Below are 16,288 nucleotides of genomic sequence, written 5' to 3'. Positions count from 1 at the left end.
ATTGTCCTCTCAATCCATTTATTAAGTGGCAGGCACGAACTGAAGGAAGCTTTCCGCCTTCTCCGCGCTGCCTTTGTGGTCAGGCAGCAGCGGTCGCAGGTTTGCGTTTGTGCTCGACGTCATAGAGGAGGCCACCTTTTCGGGTGTAGACGGCCCAGGTGATGATGAGGCAGCTCACATAGAAGATCAGGAATGCCCACAGAGCTGCTTCCGGTCCGCCCGTCATGCTGATCGACGTGCCGTAGCCTTTCGGAATGAAGAAGGCACCAAAAGCAGCAATTGCCGATGTGAAGCCAGTAATGGCAGCGGATTCCTTGCTGGCTTCCAGACGACGTTCTTCAGCACTTGCTTTGGGCATCAGGCGGTCCATTTCCTTCGACATGATCGCAGGGATCATCTGGAAGGTGGAGGCATTGCCGATACCTGTTGCGAAGAACAGCAGAACGAAGGACGCGAAGAAGCCACTGAATGCATAGGGCTGATCCTTGATGCCGACGAACCAAAGCACACCGCTCACGCCGATCATCATAAGGACGAAAGCCCAGATGGTTACGCGTCCGCCGCCATATTTATCGGCAAGCCAGCCCGAACCCGAACGCGATAGCGCGCCAACCAATGGTCCAAGGAATGCGTAATGCAGCGCATTGACTTCCGGAAACAGGATGTTGGTCAGAAGTGGGAAGCCAGCCGAATAGCCGATGAAGGAGCCGAATGTACCGGTATAGAGCCAGCACATCAGCCAGTTGTGCTTGCGACGGAAAATGACGGCCTGATCCGCAAAGGATGCCTTTGCCGATGCAATATCATTCATGCCGAACCAGTTGGCAAAGGCAGTGATCACAATGAAAGGCACAAAGAAGAAGCCAGCATTCTGTAACCAGAGCGGCGAGCTACCAGCCTCGGTGGCCACAAAAGCCGGATCGCCACCAAGCTTGCCGAAGATGCCAGCAGTAATAACCAGCGGGACGACAAACTGTACGACGCTGACACCGAGATTTCCGAGGCCTGCATTGAGGGCTGCCGCATTGCCTTTTTCCGCCTTGGGGAAGAAGAAGGAAATGTTTGACATGGAGGAGGCGAAGTTGCCGCCGCCAAAACCGCAGAACAGAGCAAGCAGCAGGAAGACAAAGTAAGGTGTATTCGGATTTTGCACTGCATAGCCAATGCCGATCGCCGGAATAACCAGCGACCAGGTGGTCAGCGTAGTCCAGAGACGACCGCCGAAAATCGGCACCATGAAAGAATAGAAGATGCGCAGCGTTGCGCCCGAAATGCCGGGAAGTGCTGCAAGCCAGAACAATTCGTCCGTGGAGAACTTGAATCCAACCAGCGGCAGCTTTGCAACGACCACCGACCAGACCTGCCAGATCGCAAATGACAGCAAGAGCGCTGGAATGGAAAGCCACAGATTGCGCTTGGCAATACGCTTGCCTTTCTGTTCCCAGAAGGTCTTGTCTTCCGGTTCCCATTCAGTCAGCACCGCATCACTCTTGCGGGCTGGCTTGATTTCAGCCTTCTTCAAGCCCTGCAGTTCTGCAAAAGCTGGAAGTTCCTCCGTTGCCTTGCCCTGTGCTGCGCGTTCCATCTGACGGATCGAAACATGCATCCAGGCAAACGAGACTGCAACGATGACGAACAGCAGCATGAAGCAGCTTGTCCATAGACCTGTGAGATCAAGCAGGACACCAAACAGGATTGGCAGGATGAAGCCGCCAAGACCACCAATCATGCCGACGAGACCGCCGACCGCACCAACATTGTCGGGATAATAAACCGGGATGTGCTTGAAGACCGCAGCCTTGCCCAGCGCCATGAAGAAGCCGAGGATAAACACGGAAACCGTGAAGCCAACCACGCCCATTTCTGCCGTGAAACGCAGTGGACCATTATCGCTCTGGATGATGTATTCCGTTGGTGGATAAGAGAGAATGAAGGTGGCGACGAGAGCGACAAGGAAAGTCCAGTACATGACCTTCCGCGCACCATAAACGTCAGACAGATGACCGCCATAAGCACGGAACAGACTTGCCGGGATCGAGAAAAAAGCTGCGATCATACCGGCATAGCGAATATCGACTCCATAAACATGGATCAGATATTGCGGCAGCCACAGTGCCAGCGCCACGAATGCACCGAAAACAAAGAAGTAATAAAGCGAAAAGCGCCAGACCTGAATATTCTTGAGCGGTTCGAGTTCCAGAAGCGTGCTGACGGGCTTTTCACCCGTGCGCCTGCGCTCAAGCAAAACTGGATCATCGCTGGTGGTAAAATAGAAGACCAGCGCCATGACCACCATCGCCGCTGCCCAGATTTCAGCAACTGCATGCCATCCAAACGCAACCATGACCATCGGTGCGAAAAATTTCGTCACGGCCGAGCCGACATTACCGGCGCCAAAAATACCAAGTGCTGTGCCTTGCTTTTCCGGCGGATACCAGCGCGAGACATAAGCAACCCCAACCGAGAATGAACCGCCTGCAACCCCAACACCAAGTGCAGCAATCAACATCTGCGGATAGGTCGTTGCATAAGTCAGGAAATAGGTGGCGACGGCTGAGATCAGCATGGTGAGCGTGAAAATCGCGCGTCCGCCATAGCGGTCCGCCCATATGCCAAGAATGACGCGGATAAGCGATCCGGTAAGGATCGGCGTACCAACCAGCAAGCCGAACTGCGTTTCACTCAGATTGAGATCAGCGCGGATTTGTATGCCAATGATTGCGAAAATGGTCCAAACGGCGAAGCAGACTGTAAAAGCAATCGTGCTCATCGTCAGAGCAGTAGTCTGCTTACGGTGGGAATCTCCCGGGACGTGTGGCATAGGCGTACTCCGAATTGAATACCATAGAAGGTTTCGTTTGCACTTATGCGGCGTCTGTATGTTGAATACATTGATTAGGATCAATAATTGATAATCAATCAAGAGTTTTTGTAGGTTTGTGACATGATATGACATAATTAGATTAATTTTTATATGGTAATTGATAAATTTATACTTGTTAATTGATATTTATCAACTTTTTTGCTAGAATATAACTAGAGATGAAAGGTAAGGTTTTAATGCGCGATGAGGATATCCTGAGCTTGAAGACAGTCCCTCTCTTCCTAGGCATGAGAGATAAGACTTTTGAATTCCTCATAGCTCCGAGCTTTGCACAATCCTTTCCGCCGCGAACCACATTGATCGAAGAAAATCAGCCGTCTGATTTTCTCTTTGTCGTGCTCGATGGACTTGTCCTTATGTCCGCTCGTTCGGAAGAGGGTGAAACGGCATTGGAAATTCTGCGCTCAGGTGATGTTTTCATTCTGGCTGCGTCGCTAAACAACGATGTGTGTTTGCAAAGCGCACAGACATTGACCGCCGCGCGCGTATTGATGATCCCGTCATCGCTCATTCGCTCCATGATGAGCGAAGATTCAGATTTCATGCAGGCCATCGTATTCGAGCTGGCGCGGTCTTACCGCCGGCTTGTAAAAGAGCTGAAGACGCAGAAATTACGCAACAGCGTACAGCGTTTAGCCAATTGGATCGTTAAGGAATCACTCGCCAATAACGGAACGGATGTTGTTACCATCCCCTACGAAAAACGTGTACTGGCGGCATATCTCGGCATGACGCCGGAGAACCTTTCGCGCAGCTTTGCAAATCTGGGCACACATGGTGTGAGCGTGCAGGCATCAGCCGTTAAAATAATCGATTACGAAAAACTTCTGGCATTTGCTTCACCCTCGCCCCTTATCGATAAGGAAGAGCCGGTGCGAGGGATTGGCCAAAGCCTCTAGCTGTCTGATCGAAAGCTATCCCGCCAGCATTCGATAGATTGCGGGCAGAGCAATCGGCAATTTCGTGAGCTTTTCGACCATTGCAAAGCCCCCGTGACCGAAGAGCGCAGGCAGATAAGCATTTGCCTGGCGGTCAACCGTCACGGCAAAAACGCTGACGCCTTTCGCACGCGCTTCATTTGATGCCCGTCGGGTATCTTCCAATGCAAAGCGCCCCTCGTAGTGATCGACATCATTCGGCTTGCCATCGGTTAGAAGCAGCAGGAGTTTCTTGCGATTGTGCTGCTCGGTTAACTTTGCCGTGGCGTGACGCATGGCGGTACCCATACGCGTGTAGAAGCCCGGCTTGAGCGCTGCGATGCGATGCTCAACAATCGGGCTGAACGCCTCGTCGAAATCTTTCACCGTTTCAACACGTACCCATGAGCGTCGCCGTGAGGTGAAAGTCAGGATCGAACAGCGATCACCGCAGGCAGCGATGCCATTGGCGAGAACCAGCAACGCTTCCTTTTCCACATCAAGCACCCGACGGTTATCCACCCAGGCATCAGTGGAAAGCGAGACATCGACAAGGATCGTCACTGCCAGATCATTGGCCTGAGGACGGCTCATCAGATGCACACGTTCGCTGCCCTGCCCACCGGCTGCAAAATCACAACGCGAGCGTACCACAGCATCAAGATCGAGATCATTGCCGTCGAGTTGCGCGCGCATCATTTCGCGTCCAGGTCGCAAAACTTCAAACTGACGCCGGACCTTTCGTACAAGGCTGAGCGCCTCGTCATCCAGTTTAAGCGCATCGTCATGATCCTTCACAGGCGCTAGCAGCACACTACAGTGATCCTGCAAATAGGTCGCTCTACGGTAATCCCATTCAGGATAGGTCAGTTTGGCGGTAAGCATACTGTGGTCCACCGCCTCTGGTGGGAGATCAAGATCAAAGCGAAAGCGTGAGGCGGGTCTGCCCTTGCGCTCGCCCAGCGTTAGATCATCGAGTTCGTCAGCCGACTTGGCATTCTGCTCGTCGCTATCATCCGAAGGTCGATCAACACTGACCATTTCAGCCATGGCGAGAATTTTCTCAAAGCGATTGAGAATGAACGGGCTTCTGTCAGCAAATCGCGGATCTTGCTTCTCGCGCTGCGCTATCTGTCGGCCTGTTTCCGAACCTTCGGCATGAGAGTCGTGCACAGGTTCATCTTCTGCGTTCCGCGATGTGGTTTCATCGCGCCGGATCAATCCCGGCCAAAGCGGCACCGGAAGAAGCGGCAAATAGCCCGCAGGTGCGCGATGAGGGAAAATCGTTGCAAGGCTGAAATCAGGCAACCCGGCCCCTTCTTTCAACGAGGAAATAACCCGATCCTCGACAAGCTGCTCGAGTTGATTAAGCCGTCTTTTTGGCCGCGCCTCCAGCACCGCATCGCAGAGCCGCGCATAGCGATCTTCAAGCCCCGGAAACAATTGGCAGGCTTTTGCCGCCGTTACTGCACCCATATCGAGCGTCGCAAGATCGCGGCGTAACGGATCATCAGGCACAGCACTCATATCAGTGGGCATGATCGCCATATAGCCCGCGAGCCAGACATAGAGATCATAATTCAGTGTGCGATCAGGAAAGAGCGCAATCTCGGGCGGTAACATCAGCGTTGCTTCATCGCGCAAAGGGTGGCTGAGTTTTTCTTCACCCAGAGCCATACGCTGCCGCAAGCCAAGCCGATGCCCGGAAGTTCTTGCCCGCGCTGGCGCAATCTGCACCGCAACATCGCCGCCAAAACCACGGAAGCAGATGGCAAGCCTCTGGCGAATATCGGCAAGCCTTACCGTTTGGCCGGGATATTGCGGCCAAGATCCCGTCTTACCAATAAGCCGATGCCAGGCCCGGCCAACGGTTTCCTCAAGCTCCAGAAAATCCAGCATGACATATCTGCCTATTTCAACATCGCATCGGCGATTTCAAGCAATGCTGCCTTCACGTCCGGCTCGTCGGTGAGCGGTTCGATCATGGCGGCACGAGCAGCCTCACGCTGTGACATGCCAGCGTCTATCAATGACGCGCAGTAAACCAGCAGACGTGTGGAAACGCCTTCTTCAAGATCATGTCCTTTCAGGCCGCGCAGACGATGAGCAAGCGCCACAAGCGGCGCAACCTGATGGGCATCAAGTCCGCTTTCCGCACTCACCACCGCAATTTCCTGATCCTTGGGCAGAAAATCAAATTCGATAGCCACAAAACGCTGGCGTGTGCTGGGCTTCAGTGACTTGAGCAAGTTCTGGTAGCCGGGATTATACGACACAACCAGCATGAAATGTTCTGGCGCTTCGAGCAGTTCGCCGGTGCGCTCAAGCGGCAGAACGCGACGATCATCAGTCAGTGGATGCAGAACCACGGCCACATCCTTGCGTGCCTCTACAATCTCGTCGAGATAGCAAATGCCACCTTCCCGCACCGCACGGGTTAATGGCCCATCAACCCAATGCGTATCCCCGCCTTTAAGTAGAAAGCGGCCAGTCAGATCAGCTGCTGCGAGATCGTCATGACAGGAAACGGTTGAGAGCGGCAGACCGAGCTTCGCTGCCATATGGCTCACGAAGCGCGTCTTTCCGCAGCCGGTCGGGCCTTTAAGAAGCAGCGGTAGCTTTCGTTCCCATGCCATTTCAAACAAGGCGCATTCACTGCCGGATGGGCTGTAAGCGGGAATCGATGAATCGATTACTTCAACGTTCTTGAGGATGCTGTTCATGACCGTCTTCCTTTGGTCAAAGCATTTGCAGCAAAAGTGCGAAGAGCCTTTGCGTGAGGAAATGCAAGAAAACAAATGATTAGAGGGGCAATAGCTATTCAGTTTTAACTGGAGCCGCTCTCAGTGAAGAAGCCTCGCCCGCAGGCGAGGCTTTCGTGTCAGTCATTCAGCGGGCTGTACAAAGCCAGTTGCGTTTTCCCGGCGTTCCTTGCCTGGAACGAGCATCGCCCAAATGAACATGAAGGCAGAGATTACGACGACGACGCCGGAACCCAGACGTATCCAGTAAAACAGTGCCAGCTGGTCCTGCACGACCATGAAACTTTCGCCCAATACACGTTGCAGATGGGTCTGCACCACCCCTGCGAAAGTAAGTGCGAAGGTCATGACAGACATCGCCGTACACATCGCCCAGAAGCTCACCATGGAGAGCATCTGATTATAGGGCGCACGGCCGCGCAACTCGGGGATGGCATAGGCCATGACTGCAAGGTTGAGCATGACATAGGCCCCGAAGAAGGCGAGGTGGCCATGGGCTGCAGTCAGCTGTGTACCATGGGTGTAATAGTTGACGGAGGATAGCGTGTGCAGAAAGCCCCATACGCCTGCACCGAAGAATGCCATCACCGAGCAACCGATCGACCAGAGCAATGCGGCACGGTTTGGATGTTTGCGACCAGCCTTCCATGTCATCACGAAGGTAAAGATGACCATGGTGAAGAACGGGGCGACTTCCAGCGTCGAGAACAGCGAGCCGATCCACTGCCAATAACCAGGAGCACCAATCCAGTAATAATGATGTCCTGTGCCCAAAATGCCTGAGAACAGGGCCAGACCAACGATCACATAGAGCCACTTTTCGACGACTTCGCGATCGATACCATTGAGCTTAATCATCAGGAAGGCCAGGATCGAAGCCATAATCAGCTCCCACACACCTTCAACCCAGAGATGGATCACATACCACCAGTAAAGCTTGTCGATGGCGAGATTGACCGGGTTATAGAACGCAAAGAGGAAGAACAGAGACAATCCCCATAGACCGAACAACAAAATGTTGGTGACTGTGGTCTTGCGGCCCTTCAAGGCTGTCATTGTGATGTTGAACATGAATATCAGACAGACGACGAGGATGCCGACCTTGATGATGAAGGGCTGTTCGAGAAACTCCCGGCCTTCATGGATTTTGAAGAGATACCCCACAACGGCAACACCTGCGGCAACAAAAAACATCCAGAACTGGATGACAGCAAGCTTGGTGCTATAAAGTTCGGTTTCTGTCTCTTCGGGCAGGAGATAATAGGTTGAACCCATAAAGCCCATCAGCAACCAGACGATCAGCGCATTGGTGTGGATCATGCGGACGATGTTGAAGGGCAAAAGCTCAGAGAGCGTGTTGGGCAGGACATAGATCGTACCGGCAAGAACACCGAATGCGACCTGTGCTACGAACAGGACGAGCGCTCCATAAAAATAGAGCATCGCAACCTTTTGGCTTTCATATTTCATATCATAAAACTCCGTTCATCCCGCGCCTCAGCCCGCCTCATTGGGTGGCCAGTCCTGCGTCTTGATGCGGCTTGTCCATTCAAGGAAATCAGCCAGATCGTTGAGTTCCTGTTCGCTCAGGTTGAACTGCGGCATCTGACGACGCCCCTCGATTCCGGTAGGCTGCGCCTGCATCCAGGCTTTCATCGTTTCGCGAGCCCCTTCAGGGTCTTCTTCGCCGCCCCAACGCTTCCAGACATTGCCCAGTTCGGGCGCGAAATAGGCGCCCTCCCCCAGCAACGTATGGCAGTTGATGCAGGAGTTTTTCTCCCAGATGTGTTTGCCGCGCGCGACCGCATCAGTGAGCGTCGTTTCATCCGTGGATGTGGTTTTCATGTAGTAATGGCTGTGCGCCGTCAGTCCCACGAAGATCGCGAAAAAGAAAATAGAACCGCCGTAGAAGACATTTCGGGCGCCGGTCTTGGTTAGGCGTTCTGCCATCCCCTTCGTCCTTTCATTGGCCGAAGGCAGAGCCTCGGCATTCGAGCGCATCTCGATCCGAATGGACCAGATCGGCGCTCTAAGTATTTGTCTTAAAGCGCATCTTTGCCCAAAAGCTGTTTTATACTTTTCGGGATGCGCTCTGATCCCCCGTCGATTATGCGGCTCGTCAAACCCCTCACCAGCATCGCGGGACTTCACCCTTCTATCGGGCAGGCGAAAGACGTCTTTGCGTTTTGGCAAAGACCAGAGCTGTTCTTCAAAGCAGGAAGCGCACTGCGACAGAACGCACCAGCGCAAGTGTGAGCAAAGCAGCGGGCCACGCAAGCAAGGCAGGCTTGAGCGCCCCTTTCGTGCAGCGCATTTCCATAAAGTCCAGGATGACGAACCAGCCTTTTGCGAAGGCGAGAATCAGCACGACCACAATCGCCATCAACCTTCCATGGCTGAGACTGGCAATCAGTGCGCCAGTGAGCGCAAGAACAAGCAGGATGAGCAACGTGCGATTTAAGGACATGTGGTCTTGGTTTCTCATTCGTTGCCTCATGCAAGATAGAGGACTGGGAACATCACCAGCCATACAAGATCAATGGCGTGCCAAAGAGTGGTGATGAGCAGAACATTGGAAGCGGTTGGCCGCCAAGCGACCAGCGCCAGAATGATCGATCCAAACTGCACATGCATGAGGTGAAAGCCGGTGAGGAGGAAATAGAGCTCAAAAAATGAGCCTGTCGCTTCATCCCCGACAAACTGGATTTCATGCGCATATTCGATGAATTTGACGACGACAAAAGTCAGACCAAAAAACGCTGCGCACAAAAGCGGATATCGTGCCTCCTTCCCATTATGTCGTCGCCGCACGGCAATTGCTGCCTGCCAGCCACTCATTAGCAAGACAATCGTATTGGCAGCCGCCAGACCCGGACTGAGATGCGCCCGCATGTGGGCAACACCTGAAATATTGGTGATCGACATCACCAGAAAGGCAATCAGCAAAACTGCAAAGGTGATGAGTTCACTCCAGACGAGAATCCAAAGCAGGAGGCTTTCCTCCGGCTCATCATCCGAAATCGTTGCCGCAAAGGCTGTATTTTTCGTTCCAAGCATGAGTGATGCCTAGACTGAGCAGCCATGCTGTTCTTTGCGTTTTGGCAAAGAAAAATCGCGACCGCAGGTGCATTATGCGTTTTCAGAGCAAAGGAATATTTCAATGACAGATGCACAGATCGGGCTCATGGTGGCTACCCCCGCCATTATCGGTTTCTCGCTCGTTCTTTACCGCATGGGCGCCTTGCAGGGTGCAGGTACGTTGTCGGCCGTTGCAGCATCAATTGTGATCGCCATCGTGCTGTTCTTCGGTCAATAGGAGCGACCGGACATGACCGCTGGCTCCTCTCTTCAAGCAGCCGATATCAGTCGGTTGGAAACACACCATAATGCCTTGCTTAGATTGTGCCTACAGCTCGAAGAAGCTGGGGAAGATGTGGCGACCGGTGCCGCGGCAGCATTCGATTATCAGGCACTCGCCAAAGAAATTCCTGCGCTTCTTTCAGAAGCCCACTGGCTGGAGGAGACAATTCTATTTCCGGCTTTCGACCATCATGGCGGATCAGGCTTTGCAACGGTGGTTATTGAGCGACTGAAGGCTGAACACCGGTGCGACCGGCTTGCAGTCGAAGAACTTGCAGAAACTCTGCAAGCCGTGACTGAAGGCCGATGCCTGCTCGCAGCCGATACGGTGGCCTATATGATCTGCGGCTTTCTCGAGAGCCTTCGCCGCCACATCCTCTCTGAAGACCTAATGCTGGAAGCCTTGCTTGCCGCCGAATCTGAAAAACGGAAAGTTTTTGGATAAGCCCCCGCTTAGATTGTCTTAACTGTCTGCATCCGTACAGGACAATTGACCATCGGGGCCGGTACAATTGCAGCCAAGATCACGCAGCAATCCGTCTTTAAGGCCGTAAATCCAACCATGAATAGCAACGCTCTTTCCATCCTTCCATGCCGATTGCAAAACGGGGGTTCGGGAAAGGCTTTGCACTTGAGAAACGACCGTCAGCTCACAAAGTCTGTTTAACCGCTCTTCCTGATCCGTTATGGCCTCCAGTTCGGTTTTTGATGCCTGCGCAATATCGCGAACAGGCTGCAGCCAATGATCGATTATCCCGTGACGATACCCATCCATTGCTGCACGGACGCCACCGCACCCATAATGGCCGCAAACGATAATGTGTTTGATCTCCAGCGCCTCCACCGCAAATTCAAGCACGGAAAGCAGATTGAGATCAGCACGATGGACTAGGTTGGCGACGTTGCGATGGACGAAAACTTCGCCCGGCTGCAAGCCCGTTACTACGTTGGCGGGTACACGGCTATCGGAGCAGCCGATCCAGAGATATTCCGGTCGCTGCATGGCAGACAGTCGCCTGAAATAGCCAGGGTCTTCCCGCTTTCTTTCCGCAGCCCATTGCCGGTTATGATCGAAGAGATCTGATATCATCCGCAAGTTACACCTCAGAAATCGTTTTTCAGTCAACATTTCCAGGATCTGCATCATAGTGGAGCACGAACATATCATAATTGATCCAGAACAAGGCTGTTCTGCCTGAGAGCCATTATTCGTCATCTTGTTTGAGATGCAACAAAGCAGCCTCTCATTAATCAGATTAGAAAAGCTCTCATGATGGCGCTGGCTGTCGTCATCATCTTTCGACAATGACGGCCTGGGAAAATTATAATGCCAATCGAACCAGTTTCGGCAATTCCTGTCATCGACGTGCGCACCATTCCGCCCATCACGCGACATGCGACGATCTTTTCCATGATCGATACGCTGGAGCCGGGTGATGCGCTGGAGATCGTCAACGATCACGATCCGGTACCCTTGCGCCGCCAGCTGGAAACGCGGAATCCCGATGAATTTTTATGGGTTTATAAAGAGAACGGTCCTATCTGGCGTGTCGAAATTGCACGGCGCAAGATCCATGGTTCAGACCATGAATGCACTTGCGGCCATCACTAAGCTGTTCTTCATCAAGGTTTGAGATGATCGGTGCCGCGCTTTCCCGCTGGACTTTGTCCTATTTTGCAGCCTCCCTCTCCTTCCTCATAATCGGGGTCGGAATGATGGCAGGCGGCTTTGGTTTTCCGTTCCACGGAATTCGGGCACCAGAAACTCTCATTCTCGTCCATATCATCGCTATCGGCTGGCTGGCACTGCTGATGAGCGGCGCGCTGCTGCAGTTTGTGCCGGTTCTGGTTGCAAAGCCGCTTTGGGGCAGTTCCGCTCAACTGCCAGCCCTGATGCTGCTGCTTGCTGGTTTGATCGGACTGCTTTTGGGCTTCGCCGGAATGGCCGGATTGCTTGAAGATACAATTGCGCTGCTTCCCATATCCGGGCTGCTTTTGATGGCAGGCTTTTCGCTGATCGTTCTAATGCTTGGTGTGACCATCTGGAAAGCACGGCCGATTTCGATACCAACGCGCTTTGTGGCCGTCGGCATTAGCTGCCTGCTGATCGTTGCCAGTCTTGGTGGGCTTTATACTTTTGTCCTGTCCGGTGCGGCGGAGCAGATCATGGCTCTTGAAATCGCCGGATCAACTGTCTCTATCCATGCAGCACTTGCACTTGGCGGCTGGATGACTTTCACCGCGATGGGTGTAAGCTATCGATTGCTCACCATGTTCATGCTTTCGCCAGACAGCAACACGAAACGAACCAGGTTTCTATGGTGGCTCGGTGTTACCGCACTGACGACCCTCGGCCTTAGCGTCACAGTTTTTGCATTCGGCATCGGTCAGCCAGCGATTGTCCTATCTATCGCACTTGTTCCGGCTATTGCCTGCATTGCTCTTTATGCTCTTGACGTGCGTGCGATCTATCTGCAGCGCAAACGCAAAGCGATCGAACTAAACAGCATGGCCAGTATTTCAGCCTTTGCTGCATTGCTGATTTCCATGGTGCTTGCCCTGACGATGCTCTCGACCGGTGTGACCGACCAGATGGTCGCAGCACTCGTTTATCTCTTCGTCTTCGGCTGGCTTTCAGGCCTCAGCCTGGCACAGCTTTATAAAATCGTTCCGTTTCTCACCTGGCTCGAATGCTATGGCCCTGTCATGGGCCGCGTGCAGACGCCGCGTGTTCAGGACTTGGTGCGCGAGGAGAATGCACGGCACTGGTTCATCCTTTATTATGGGAGCGTTTGGTTCTGCACATTGGCCCTGATCTTCAACCATCTGACTATTTTCAGACTGTCATCCGGACTCAGCCTTATCGCCATTCTGGCTCTGAGCGTTCACTTCTTCCGCGCCCGGCGGCTTCTTGACGTACCAACCAATCTGCGCCTGCCCAATGGCGTGATCCTGCCCAACCTTATTCATGCCGGTGCGCCCGTGCTTAAAGCGCGCCGCGTTTTATCACAGCCTGGCGACACGCTTTAGGAGGTTAAAATGACATCATCCATTCAGGAAATCACCCATCGTGAGCTGGACGTGCGTCCCTTGCTCGAAAGCGGGGTGGAGCCATTTCAGGCAATCATGGATGCCGCGGAAAATCTGCTGCCCGGCCAGAGTCTTCTGCTTGTAACACCCTTCAAACCGGTTCCGCTTTTTGCCGTCATGGAACGCAAAGGGTTTCGTGCAGAGCCGCAATCGATCGGTGACGGCGACTGGCAAACGCTGTTTTCTCCAACGCAAGACGCGGTGCCGGAAATCCAGCTTTCCAACAATGTGAGTTCGCCCGATATCTGGCCTGACCCTTCGCATTATCTCGATTGCTCAGACATGCAACCACCTGAGCCAATGGTTCATATACTGGCAGAACTCGAAGGTATGACACGCGGCGACGTTTTGTTTGCTTTGCTGCACCGCGAACCACTCTTCCTATTTCCAGAGCTTGAACGGCGAGGCCACGAATGGGTCGGCAACTTCGATGAAACAGGCAGCGCCTATCGCATCATGATCCGTGTTGGTGAAGCGTGAGGAAAAAACCATGCACAGCGAAAAAGATGCTCAACTCGAATATGCGATCCTTAATGCACTGCGGCTGATCCTCGATCCGGAGCTGGGCTTTAATCTGGTTGATCTGGGGATGATCTATCACATCGAAATCGTATCCGGCGGGCTGGTCAACGTTCAGATGACTACGACCACACCCGGCTGTCCTGCTGCAGGATTTCTCCTTGAGGCCGTGCAAACTTGCGTGGAAGCGGTCGAGGGCGTCTCACGCGTCAATGTCGAGCTGACATATGAACCCATATGGATGCCGGAGATGGCACTGCCGGAAATACAAGCTCGTTTCACCGGCCTGTCTTTATAGAAAGCATGGCTACGACCGTTTCGCGAAGGCCAGCGATTGAAATTTATCAATCGCTGGTTTTACTTTTAACAACACGCTCAGGCTGTAATCGTCCTTTGTGCTATCGCAAATAAGCCTTTAAAAACTTGGTTGATTTCACGTAAATCATTGTAAATACAAGATAATTATTTCCTCGATTTATGACCCATGTTGATTGCGGTCAAGGAAGGAACCTCCCGGATCTCCTATACATAAAACGACAGAGCAAAGAGCGCTCGGTCCTATCGTATAGGAGAGAATCGATGGCAGACCAGATGCAGATCAACCGCCGCACGATACTGGCAGGAGCAGCACTCGCTGGTGCGCTAGCCCCGGTGCTTGCGACAACATCCGCCTGGGGTAATGGCGCAATTCGGAAGGCCAGTGCAGCGGAAATTGCAGCACTACCCCGGCAGAAAGTGGAACTGGTGAACCCGCCATTCGTCCACGCTCACAGCCAGGCCGCAGAGGGTGGGCCGAAGGTTGTTGAATTTACGATGGTGATCGAAGAAAAGAAAATCGTCATTGATGATGCGGGGACTGAAGTTCATGCCATGGCTTTCAATGGCACCGTTCCCGGTCCGCTGATGGTCGTGCATCAGGACGATTATGTTGAACTGACACTCATTAATCCTGAAACCAACACGCTGATGCACAACATCGATTTCCATGCGGCAACCGGTGCATTGGGTGGCGGTGGACTGACGGAAATCAACCCCGGTGAGAAGACGGTCCTTCGTTTCAAGGCCACCAAGCCCGGCGTTTTCGTCTACCACTGCGCACCTCCCGGAATGGTTCCTTGGCACGTTGTCTCGGGCATGAATGGGGCGATCATGGTGTTGCCACGCGATGGACTGCACGATGGCAAGGGTAACAAGCTTTCTTATGACAAGATCTATTATGTCGGCGAGCAGGACTTCTATGTGCCTCGCGATGAAGCTGGTCAGTATAAGAAATACGACGCTCCAGGTGATGCATATGAAGACACTGTGAAGGTGATGCGTACACTGATACCGACGCATGTTGTCTTTAACGGTGCAGTCGGTGCATTGACCGGCGACAAGGCAATGACCGCCAAGGTCGGCGAGAAGGTGTTGATCGTTCACTCGCAAGCCAATCGCGATACGAGACCTCACCTCATCGGCGGACATGGTGACTATGTCTGGGCAACTGGCAAGTTCAACACACCGCCAGATCTCGATCAGGAAACCTGGTTCATTCCGGGCGGAGCCGCGGCAGCAGCCTTCTACACATTCCAGCAACCCGGCATCTATGCCTATGTGAACCACAATCTGATCGAAGCCTTTGAACTGGGTGCAGCCGCGCATTTCAAAGTCACCGGCGAATGGAATGACGATCTGATGACGTCGGTTCTGGCGCCGTCTGGGATGTAACGAAAGACGGACACTTCTTTGGTGATTGTCGAATAAGGAAAGGCTCGGAGCCGTATCTATTGAAGGACGCGGCTCCGTGACACCAAATGACCAAAGGTAATAAGAAGAAGCGCCTTCGGGAGTTGGCCGTGGCTGTGCCGGCTGTCTTGCTGGCGGTGGTTGCGGGTCTGTTTGTGGTGGATGCCGCAGGACGCGCAGAACGCAGCTCTCGGGATACCCAGTTTGAGCGCCCGCAGACCATTGTCGTTGCGCCGCGCAGCATGACCTATCGCGCTGATGGCGACTTTCAAAAGAACAATTATCCGGTGGATGCACCGCTGACGACGCGCAAACTCGCGCAATCGTTTGAGATTATGAAATATCAGGTCAGCGCATCCGACTATGAGCGTTGCATCGCCGATGGTTTCTGCCAACCGGCGGAAACGTTACCGCATAATCGAAACGGATTGGGCGCCAATGCACCCATTGTCGGCGTGAGCTACGATGATGCGGAAAACTATGCCAAATGGTTATCGCAAAAGACTGGTGAAATCTGGCATTTGCCGACCGACGAGCAATGGGCTTTTGCTGCCGGTTCACGCTTTACCGATACAGCTCTGGGCATTGAGGACGATGCCGCAGCCAACCCCGCTTTAAGGTGGCTCAAGGACTATGAGCAGCAGAGCGCGCGCAAGCTCGAGCGCAGTCCTGAAGTCCGTTCCGCAGGTGCATTTGGTGAAAACGAACTTGGCATCGCAGACGTTGCCGGCAATGTATGGGAATGGACACAGACCTGTCATCGCCGCGTGAACATCGATGCGTATGGCAAAATCGTTGCCGAAACACCTGTTTGCGGTGTCTATGTGGTCAATGGTAAGCACCGTGCCGCCATGAGCTCTTTCATCCGCAACCCCAAGACAGGCGGCTGTAGCGTTGGTGTGCCACCCGACAATCTGGGCTTTCGTCTGGTTCGCGACGGTCGCTGGTATGCGGTCGTGCTGAAACGGCTGAAAGAATTCTCAATATGATGGTTTATGCTTGAATGCCCCATTTTATGCCCCCGAGAC

General features: G+C 53.2%; 17 protein-coding genes. 9 read left to right on the top strand and 8 right to left on the bottom strand.

Annotated features, from left to right (window positions below; all coding sequences use genetic code 11):
• Nucleotides 1-79 precede the first annotated feature (79 nt).
• The gene (locus QSJ70_RS07255) at nt 80-2,821 is read right to left on the bottom strand and encodes a nitrate/nitrite transporter (RefSeq protein ID WP_285535408.1); all 2,742 of its coding nucleotides are present in this window, start codon (nt 2,819-2,821) and stop codon (nt 80-82) included.
• Between the two features lie 239 nt (nt 2,822-3,060).
• Between QSJ70_RS07255 and QSJ70_RS07250 the strand changes: the two genes are divergently transcribed.
• Complete coding sequence (locus QSJ70_RS07250; RefSeq protein ID WP_285535406.1) at nt 3,061-3,783, top strand: cyclic nucleotide-binding domain-containing protein; 723 nt, start codon at nt 3,061-3,063, stop codon at nt 3,781-3,783.
• A gap of 15 nt (nt 3,784-3,798) precedes the next feature.
• On the opposite strand, the gene QSJ70_RS07245 is transcribed toward QSJ70_RS07250, so the two are convergent.
• From QSJ70_RS07245 to QSJ70_RS07220, 6 genes are all read right to left on the bottom strand, one after another.
• Nucleotides 3,799-5,700 carry a nitric oxide reductase activation protein NorD gene (locus tag QSJ70_RS07245; RefSeq protein WP_285535404.1) on the bottom strand — a complete coding sequence of 634 codons (1,902 nt, stop codon included), beginning with the start codon at nt 5,698-5,700 and terminating at the stop codon, nt 3,799-3,801.
• 11 nt (nt 5,701-5,711) lie between these two features.
• Nucleotides 5,712-6,524, bottom strand: coding sequence for a CbbQ/NirQ/NorQ/GpvN family protein (locus tag QSJ70_RS07240; RefSeq protein ID WP_215777755.1), 813 nt, complete (start codon nt 6,522-6,524; stop codon nt 5,712-5,714).
• A gap of 162 nt (nt 6,525-6,686) precedes the next feature.
• Nucleotides 6,687-8,033, bottom strand: coding sequence for a nitric-oxide reductase large subunit (locus QSJ70_RS07235; protein ID WP_285535401.1), 1,347 nt, complete (start codon nt 8,031-8,033; stop codon nt 6,687-6,689).
• Nucleotides 8,034-8,060: 27 nt separating this feature from the next.
• Nucleotides 8,061-8,513: a c-type cytochrome gene (locus tag QSJ70_RS07230; RefSeq protein WP_007877569.1), complete on the bottom strand. Its 453-nt coding sequence runs from the start codon at nt 8,511-8,513 to the stop codon at nt 8,061-8,063.
• 259 nt (nt 8,514-8,772) lie between these two features.
• Nucleotides 8,773-9,048 (bottom strand): cytochrome C oxidase subunit IV family protein, encoded by a 276-nt coding sequence (locus tag QSJ70_RS07225; RefSeq protein WP_285535399.1) that lies wholly within the window; start codon nt 9,046-9,048, stop codon nt 8,773-8,775.
• An 8-nt stretch (nt 9,049-9,056) separates the two neighbouring features.
• Nucleotides 9,057-9,620: a cytochrome c oxidase subunit 3 gene (locus QSJ70_RS07220; RefSeq protein WP_285535398.1), complete on the bottom strand. Its 564-nt coding sequence runs from the start codon at nt 9,618-9,620 to the stop codon at nt 9,057-9,059.
• Between the two features lie 103 nt (nt 9,621-9,723).
• Here QSJ70_RS07220 and QSJ70_RS07215 point away from each other — a divergent pair, with 103 nt between their 5' ends.
• Both QSJ70_RS07215 and QSJ70_RS07210 read left to right on the top strand, forming a co-directional pair.
• Complete coding sequence (locus tag QSJ70_RS07215) at nt 9,724-9,879, top strand: hypothetical protein (protein WP_007877560.1); 156 nt, start codon at nt 9,724-9,726, stop codon at nt 9,877-9,879.
• 12 nt (nt 9,880-9,891) lie between these two features.
• The gene (locus QSJ70_RS07210; protein ID WP_285535389.1) at nt 9,892-10,368 is read left to right on the top strand and encodes a hemerythrin domain-containing protein; all 477 of its coding nucleotides are present in this window, start codon (nt 9,892-9,894) and stop codon (nt 10,366-10,368) included.
• 18 nt (nt 10,369-10,386) lie between these two features.
• Here the strand turns inward: QSJ70_RS07210 and can are convergent, their stop codons facing one another.
• Nucleotides 10,387-11,013, bottom strand: a complete 627-nt coding sequence (gene can, locus QSJ70_RS07205; RefSeq protein WP_285535387.1) for a carbonate dehydratase — start codon at nt 11,011-11,013, stop codon at nt 10,387-10,389.
• Between the two features lie 237 nt (nt 11,014-11,250).
• On the opposite strand from can, the gene QSJ70_RS07200 reads away from it, so the two are divergent.
• From QSJ70_RS07200 to QSJ70_RS07175, 6 genes are all read left to right on the top strand, one after another.
• Nucleotides 11,251-11,535, top strand: a complete 285-nt coding sequence (locus QSJ70_RS07200; RefSeq protein WP_285535385.1) for a DUF2249 domain-containing protein — start codon at nt 11,251-11,253, stop codon at nt 11,533-11,535.
• Nucleotides 11,536-11,558: 23 nt separating this feature from the next.
• On the top strand, nt 11,559-12,953 hold the full coding sequence (locus QSJ70_RS07195) for a hypothetical protein (RefSeq protein ID WP_285535383.1): 1,395 nt from the start codon (nt 11,559-11,561) through the stop codon (nt 12,951-12,953).
• Nucleotides 12,954-12,962: 9 nt separating this feature from the next.
• Nucleotides 12,963-13,493: a DUF2249 domain-containing protein gene (locus tag QSJ70_RS07190; RefSeq protein ID WP_285535381.1), complete on the top strand. Its 531-nt coding sequence runs from the start codon at nt 12,963-12,965 to the stop codon at nt 13,491-13,493.
• A 10-nt stretch (nt 13,494-13,503) separates the two neighbouring features.
• Nucleotides 13,504-13,830 carry a metal-sulfur cluster assembly factor gene (locus QSJ70_RS07185; RefSeq protein WP_285535379.1) on the top strand — a complete coding sequence of 109 codons (327 nt, stop codon included), beginning with the start codon at nt 13,504-13,506 and terminating at the stop codon, nt 13,828-13,830.
• 281 nt (nt 13,831-14,111) lie between these two features.
• Nucleotides 14,112-15,242 carry a copper-containing nitrite reductase gene (gene nirK / locus QSJ70_RS07180; RefSeq protein ID WP_285535377.1) on the top strand — a complete coding sequence of 377 codons (1,131 nt, stop codon included), beginning with the start codon at nt 14,112-14,114 and terminating at the stop codon, nt 15,240-15,242.
• An 86-nt stretch (nt 15,243-15,328) separates the two neighbouring features.
• The gene (locus tag QSJ70_RS07175) at nt 15,329-16,249 is read left to right on the top strand and encodes an SUMF1/EgtB/PvdO family nonheme iron enzyme (RefSeq protein ID WP_215777772.1); all 921 of its coding nucleotides are present in this window, start codon (nt 15,329-15,331) and stop codon (nt 16,247-16,249) included.
• Nucleotides 16,250-16,288 lie beyond the last annotated feature (39 nt).

The organism is Brucella sp. NBRC 12950, from assembly GCF_030268145.1.
Classification (GTDB): domain Bacteria; phylum Pseudomonadota; class Alphaproteobacteria; order Rhizobiales; family Rhizobiaceae; genus Brucella.
Note: the sequence above shows the minus strand (reverse complement) of the source record. Positions and strands in the feature narration are given on the sequence as shown.

Bases quoted from the DNA above. Each gene is read 5' to 3' on its own strand.
- QSJ70_RS07255 (WP_285535408.1), bottom strand. From the start codon at position 2,821: ATGCCACACGTCCCGGGAGATTCCCACCGTAAGCAGACTACTGCTCTG.
- QSJ70_RS07250 (WP_285535406.1), top strand. From the start codon at position 3,061: ATGCGCGATGAGGATATCCTGAGCTTGAAGACAGTCCCTCTCTTCCTA.
- QSJ70_RS07245 (WP_285535404.1), bottom strand. From the start codon at position 5,700: ATGCTGGATTTTCTGGAGCTTGAGGAAACCGTTGGCCGGGCCTGGCAT.
- QSJ70_RS07240 (WP_215777755.1), bottom strand. From the start codon at position 6,524: ATGAACAGCATCCTCAAGAACGTTGAAGTAATCGATTCATCGATTCCC.
- QSJ70_RS07235 (WP_285535401.1), bottom strand. From the start codon at position 8,033: ATGAAATATGAAAGCCAAAAGGTTGCGATGCTCTATTTTTATGGAGCG.
- QSJ70_RS07230 (WP_007877569.1), bottom strand. From the start codon at position 8,513: ATGGCAGAACGCCTAACCAAGACCGGCGCCCGAAATGTCTTCTACGGC.
- QSJ70_RS07225 (WP_285535399.1), bottom strand. From the start codon at position 9,048: ATGAGAAACCAAGACCACATGTCCTTAAATCGCACGTTGCTCATCCTG.
- QSJ70_RS07220 (WP_285535398.1), bottom strand. From the start codon at position 9,620: ATGCTTGGAACGAAAAATACAGCCTTTGCGGCAACGATTTCGGATGAT.
- QSJ70_RS07215 (WP_007877560.1), top strand. From the start codon at position 9,724: ATGACAGATGCACAGATCGGGCTCATGGTGGCTACCCCCGCCATTATC.
- QSJ70_RS07210 (WP_285535389.1), top strand. From the start codon at position 9,892: ATGACCGCTGGCTCCTCTCTTCAAGCAGCCGATATCAGTCGGTTGGAA.
- can (WP_285535387.1), bottom strand. From the start codon at position 11,013: ATGATATCAGATCTCTTCGATCATAACCGGCAATGGGCTGCGGAAAGA.
- QSJ70_RS07200 (WP_285535385.1), top strand. From the start codon at position 11,251: ATGCCAATCGAACCAGTTTCGGCAATTCCTGTCATCGACGTGCGCACC.
- QSJ70_RS07195 (WP_285535383.1), top strand. From the start codon at position 11,559: ATGATCGGTGCCGCGCTTTCCCGCTGGACTTTGTCCTATTTTGCAGCC.
- QSJ70_RS07190 (WP_285535381.1), top strand. From the start codon at position 12,963: ATGACATCATCCATTCAGGAAATCACCCATCGTGAGCTGGACGTGCGT.
- QSJ70_RS07185 (WP_285535379.1), top strand. From the start codon at position 13,504: ATGCACAGCGAAAAAGATGCTCAACTCGAATATGCGATCCTTAATGCA.
- nirK (WP_285535377.1), top strand. From the start codon at position 14,112: ATGGCAGACCAGATGCAGATCAACCGCCGCACGATACTGGCAGGAGCA.
- QSJ70_RS07175 (WP_215777772.1), top strand. From the start codon at position 15,329: ATGACCAAAGGTAATAAGAAGAAGCGCCTTCGGGAGTTGGCCGTGGCT.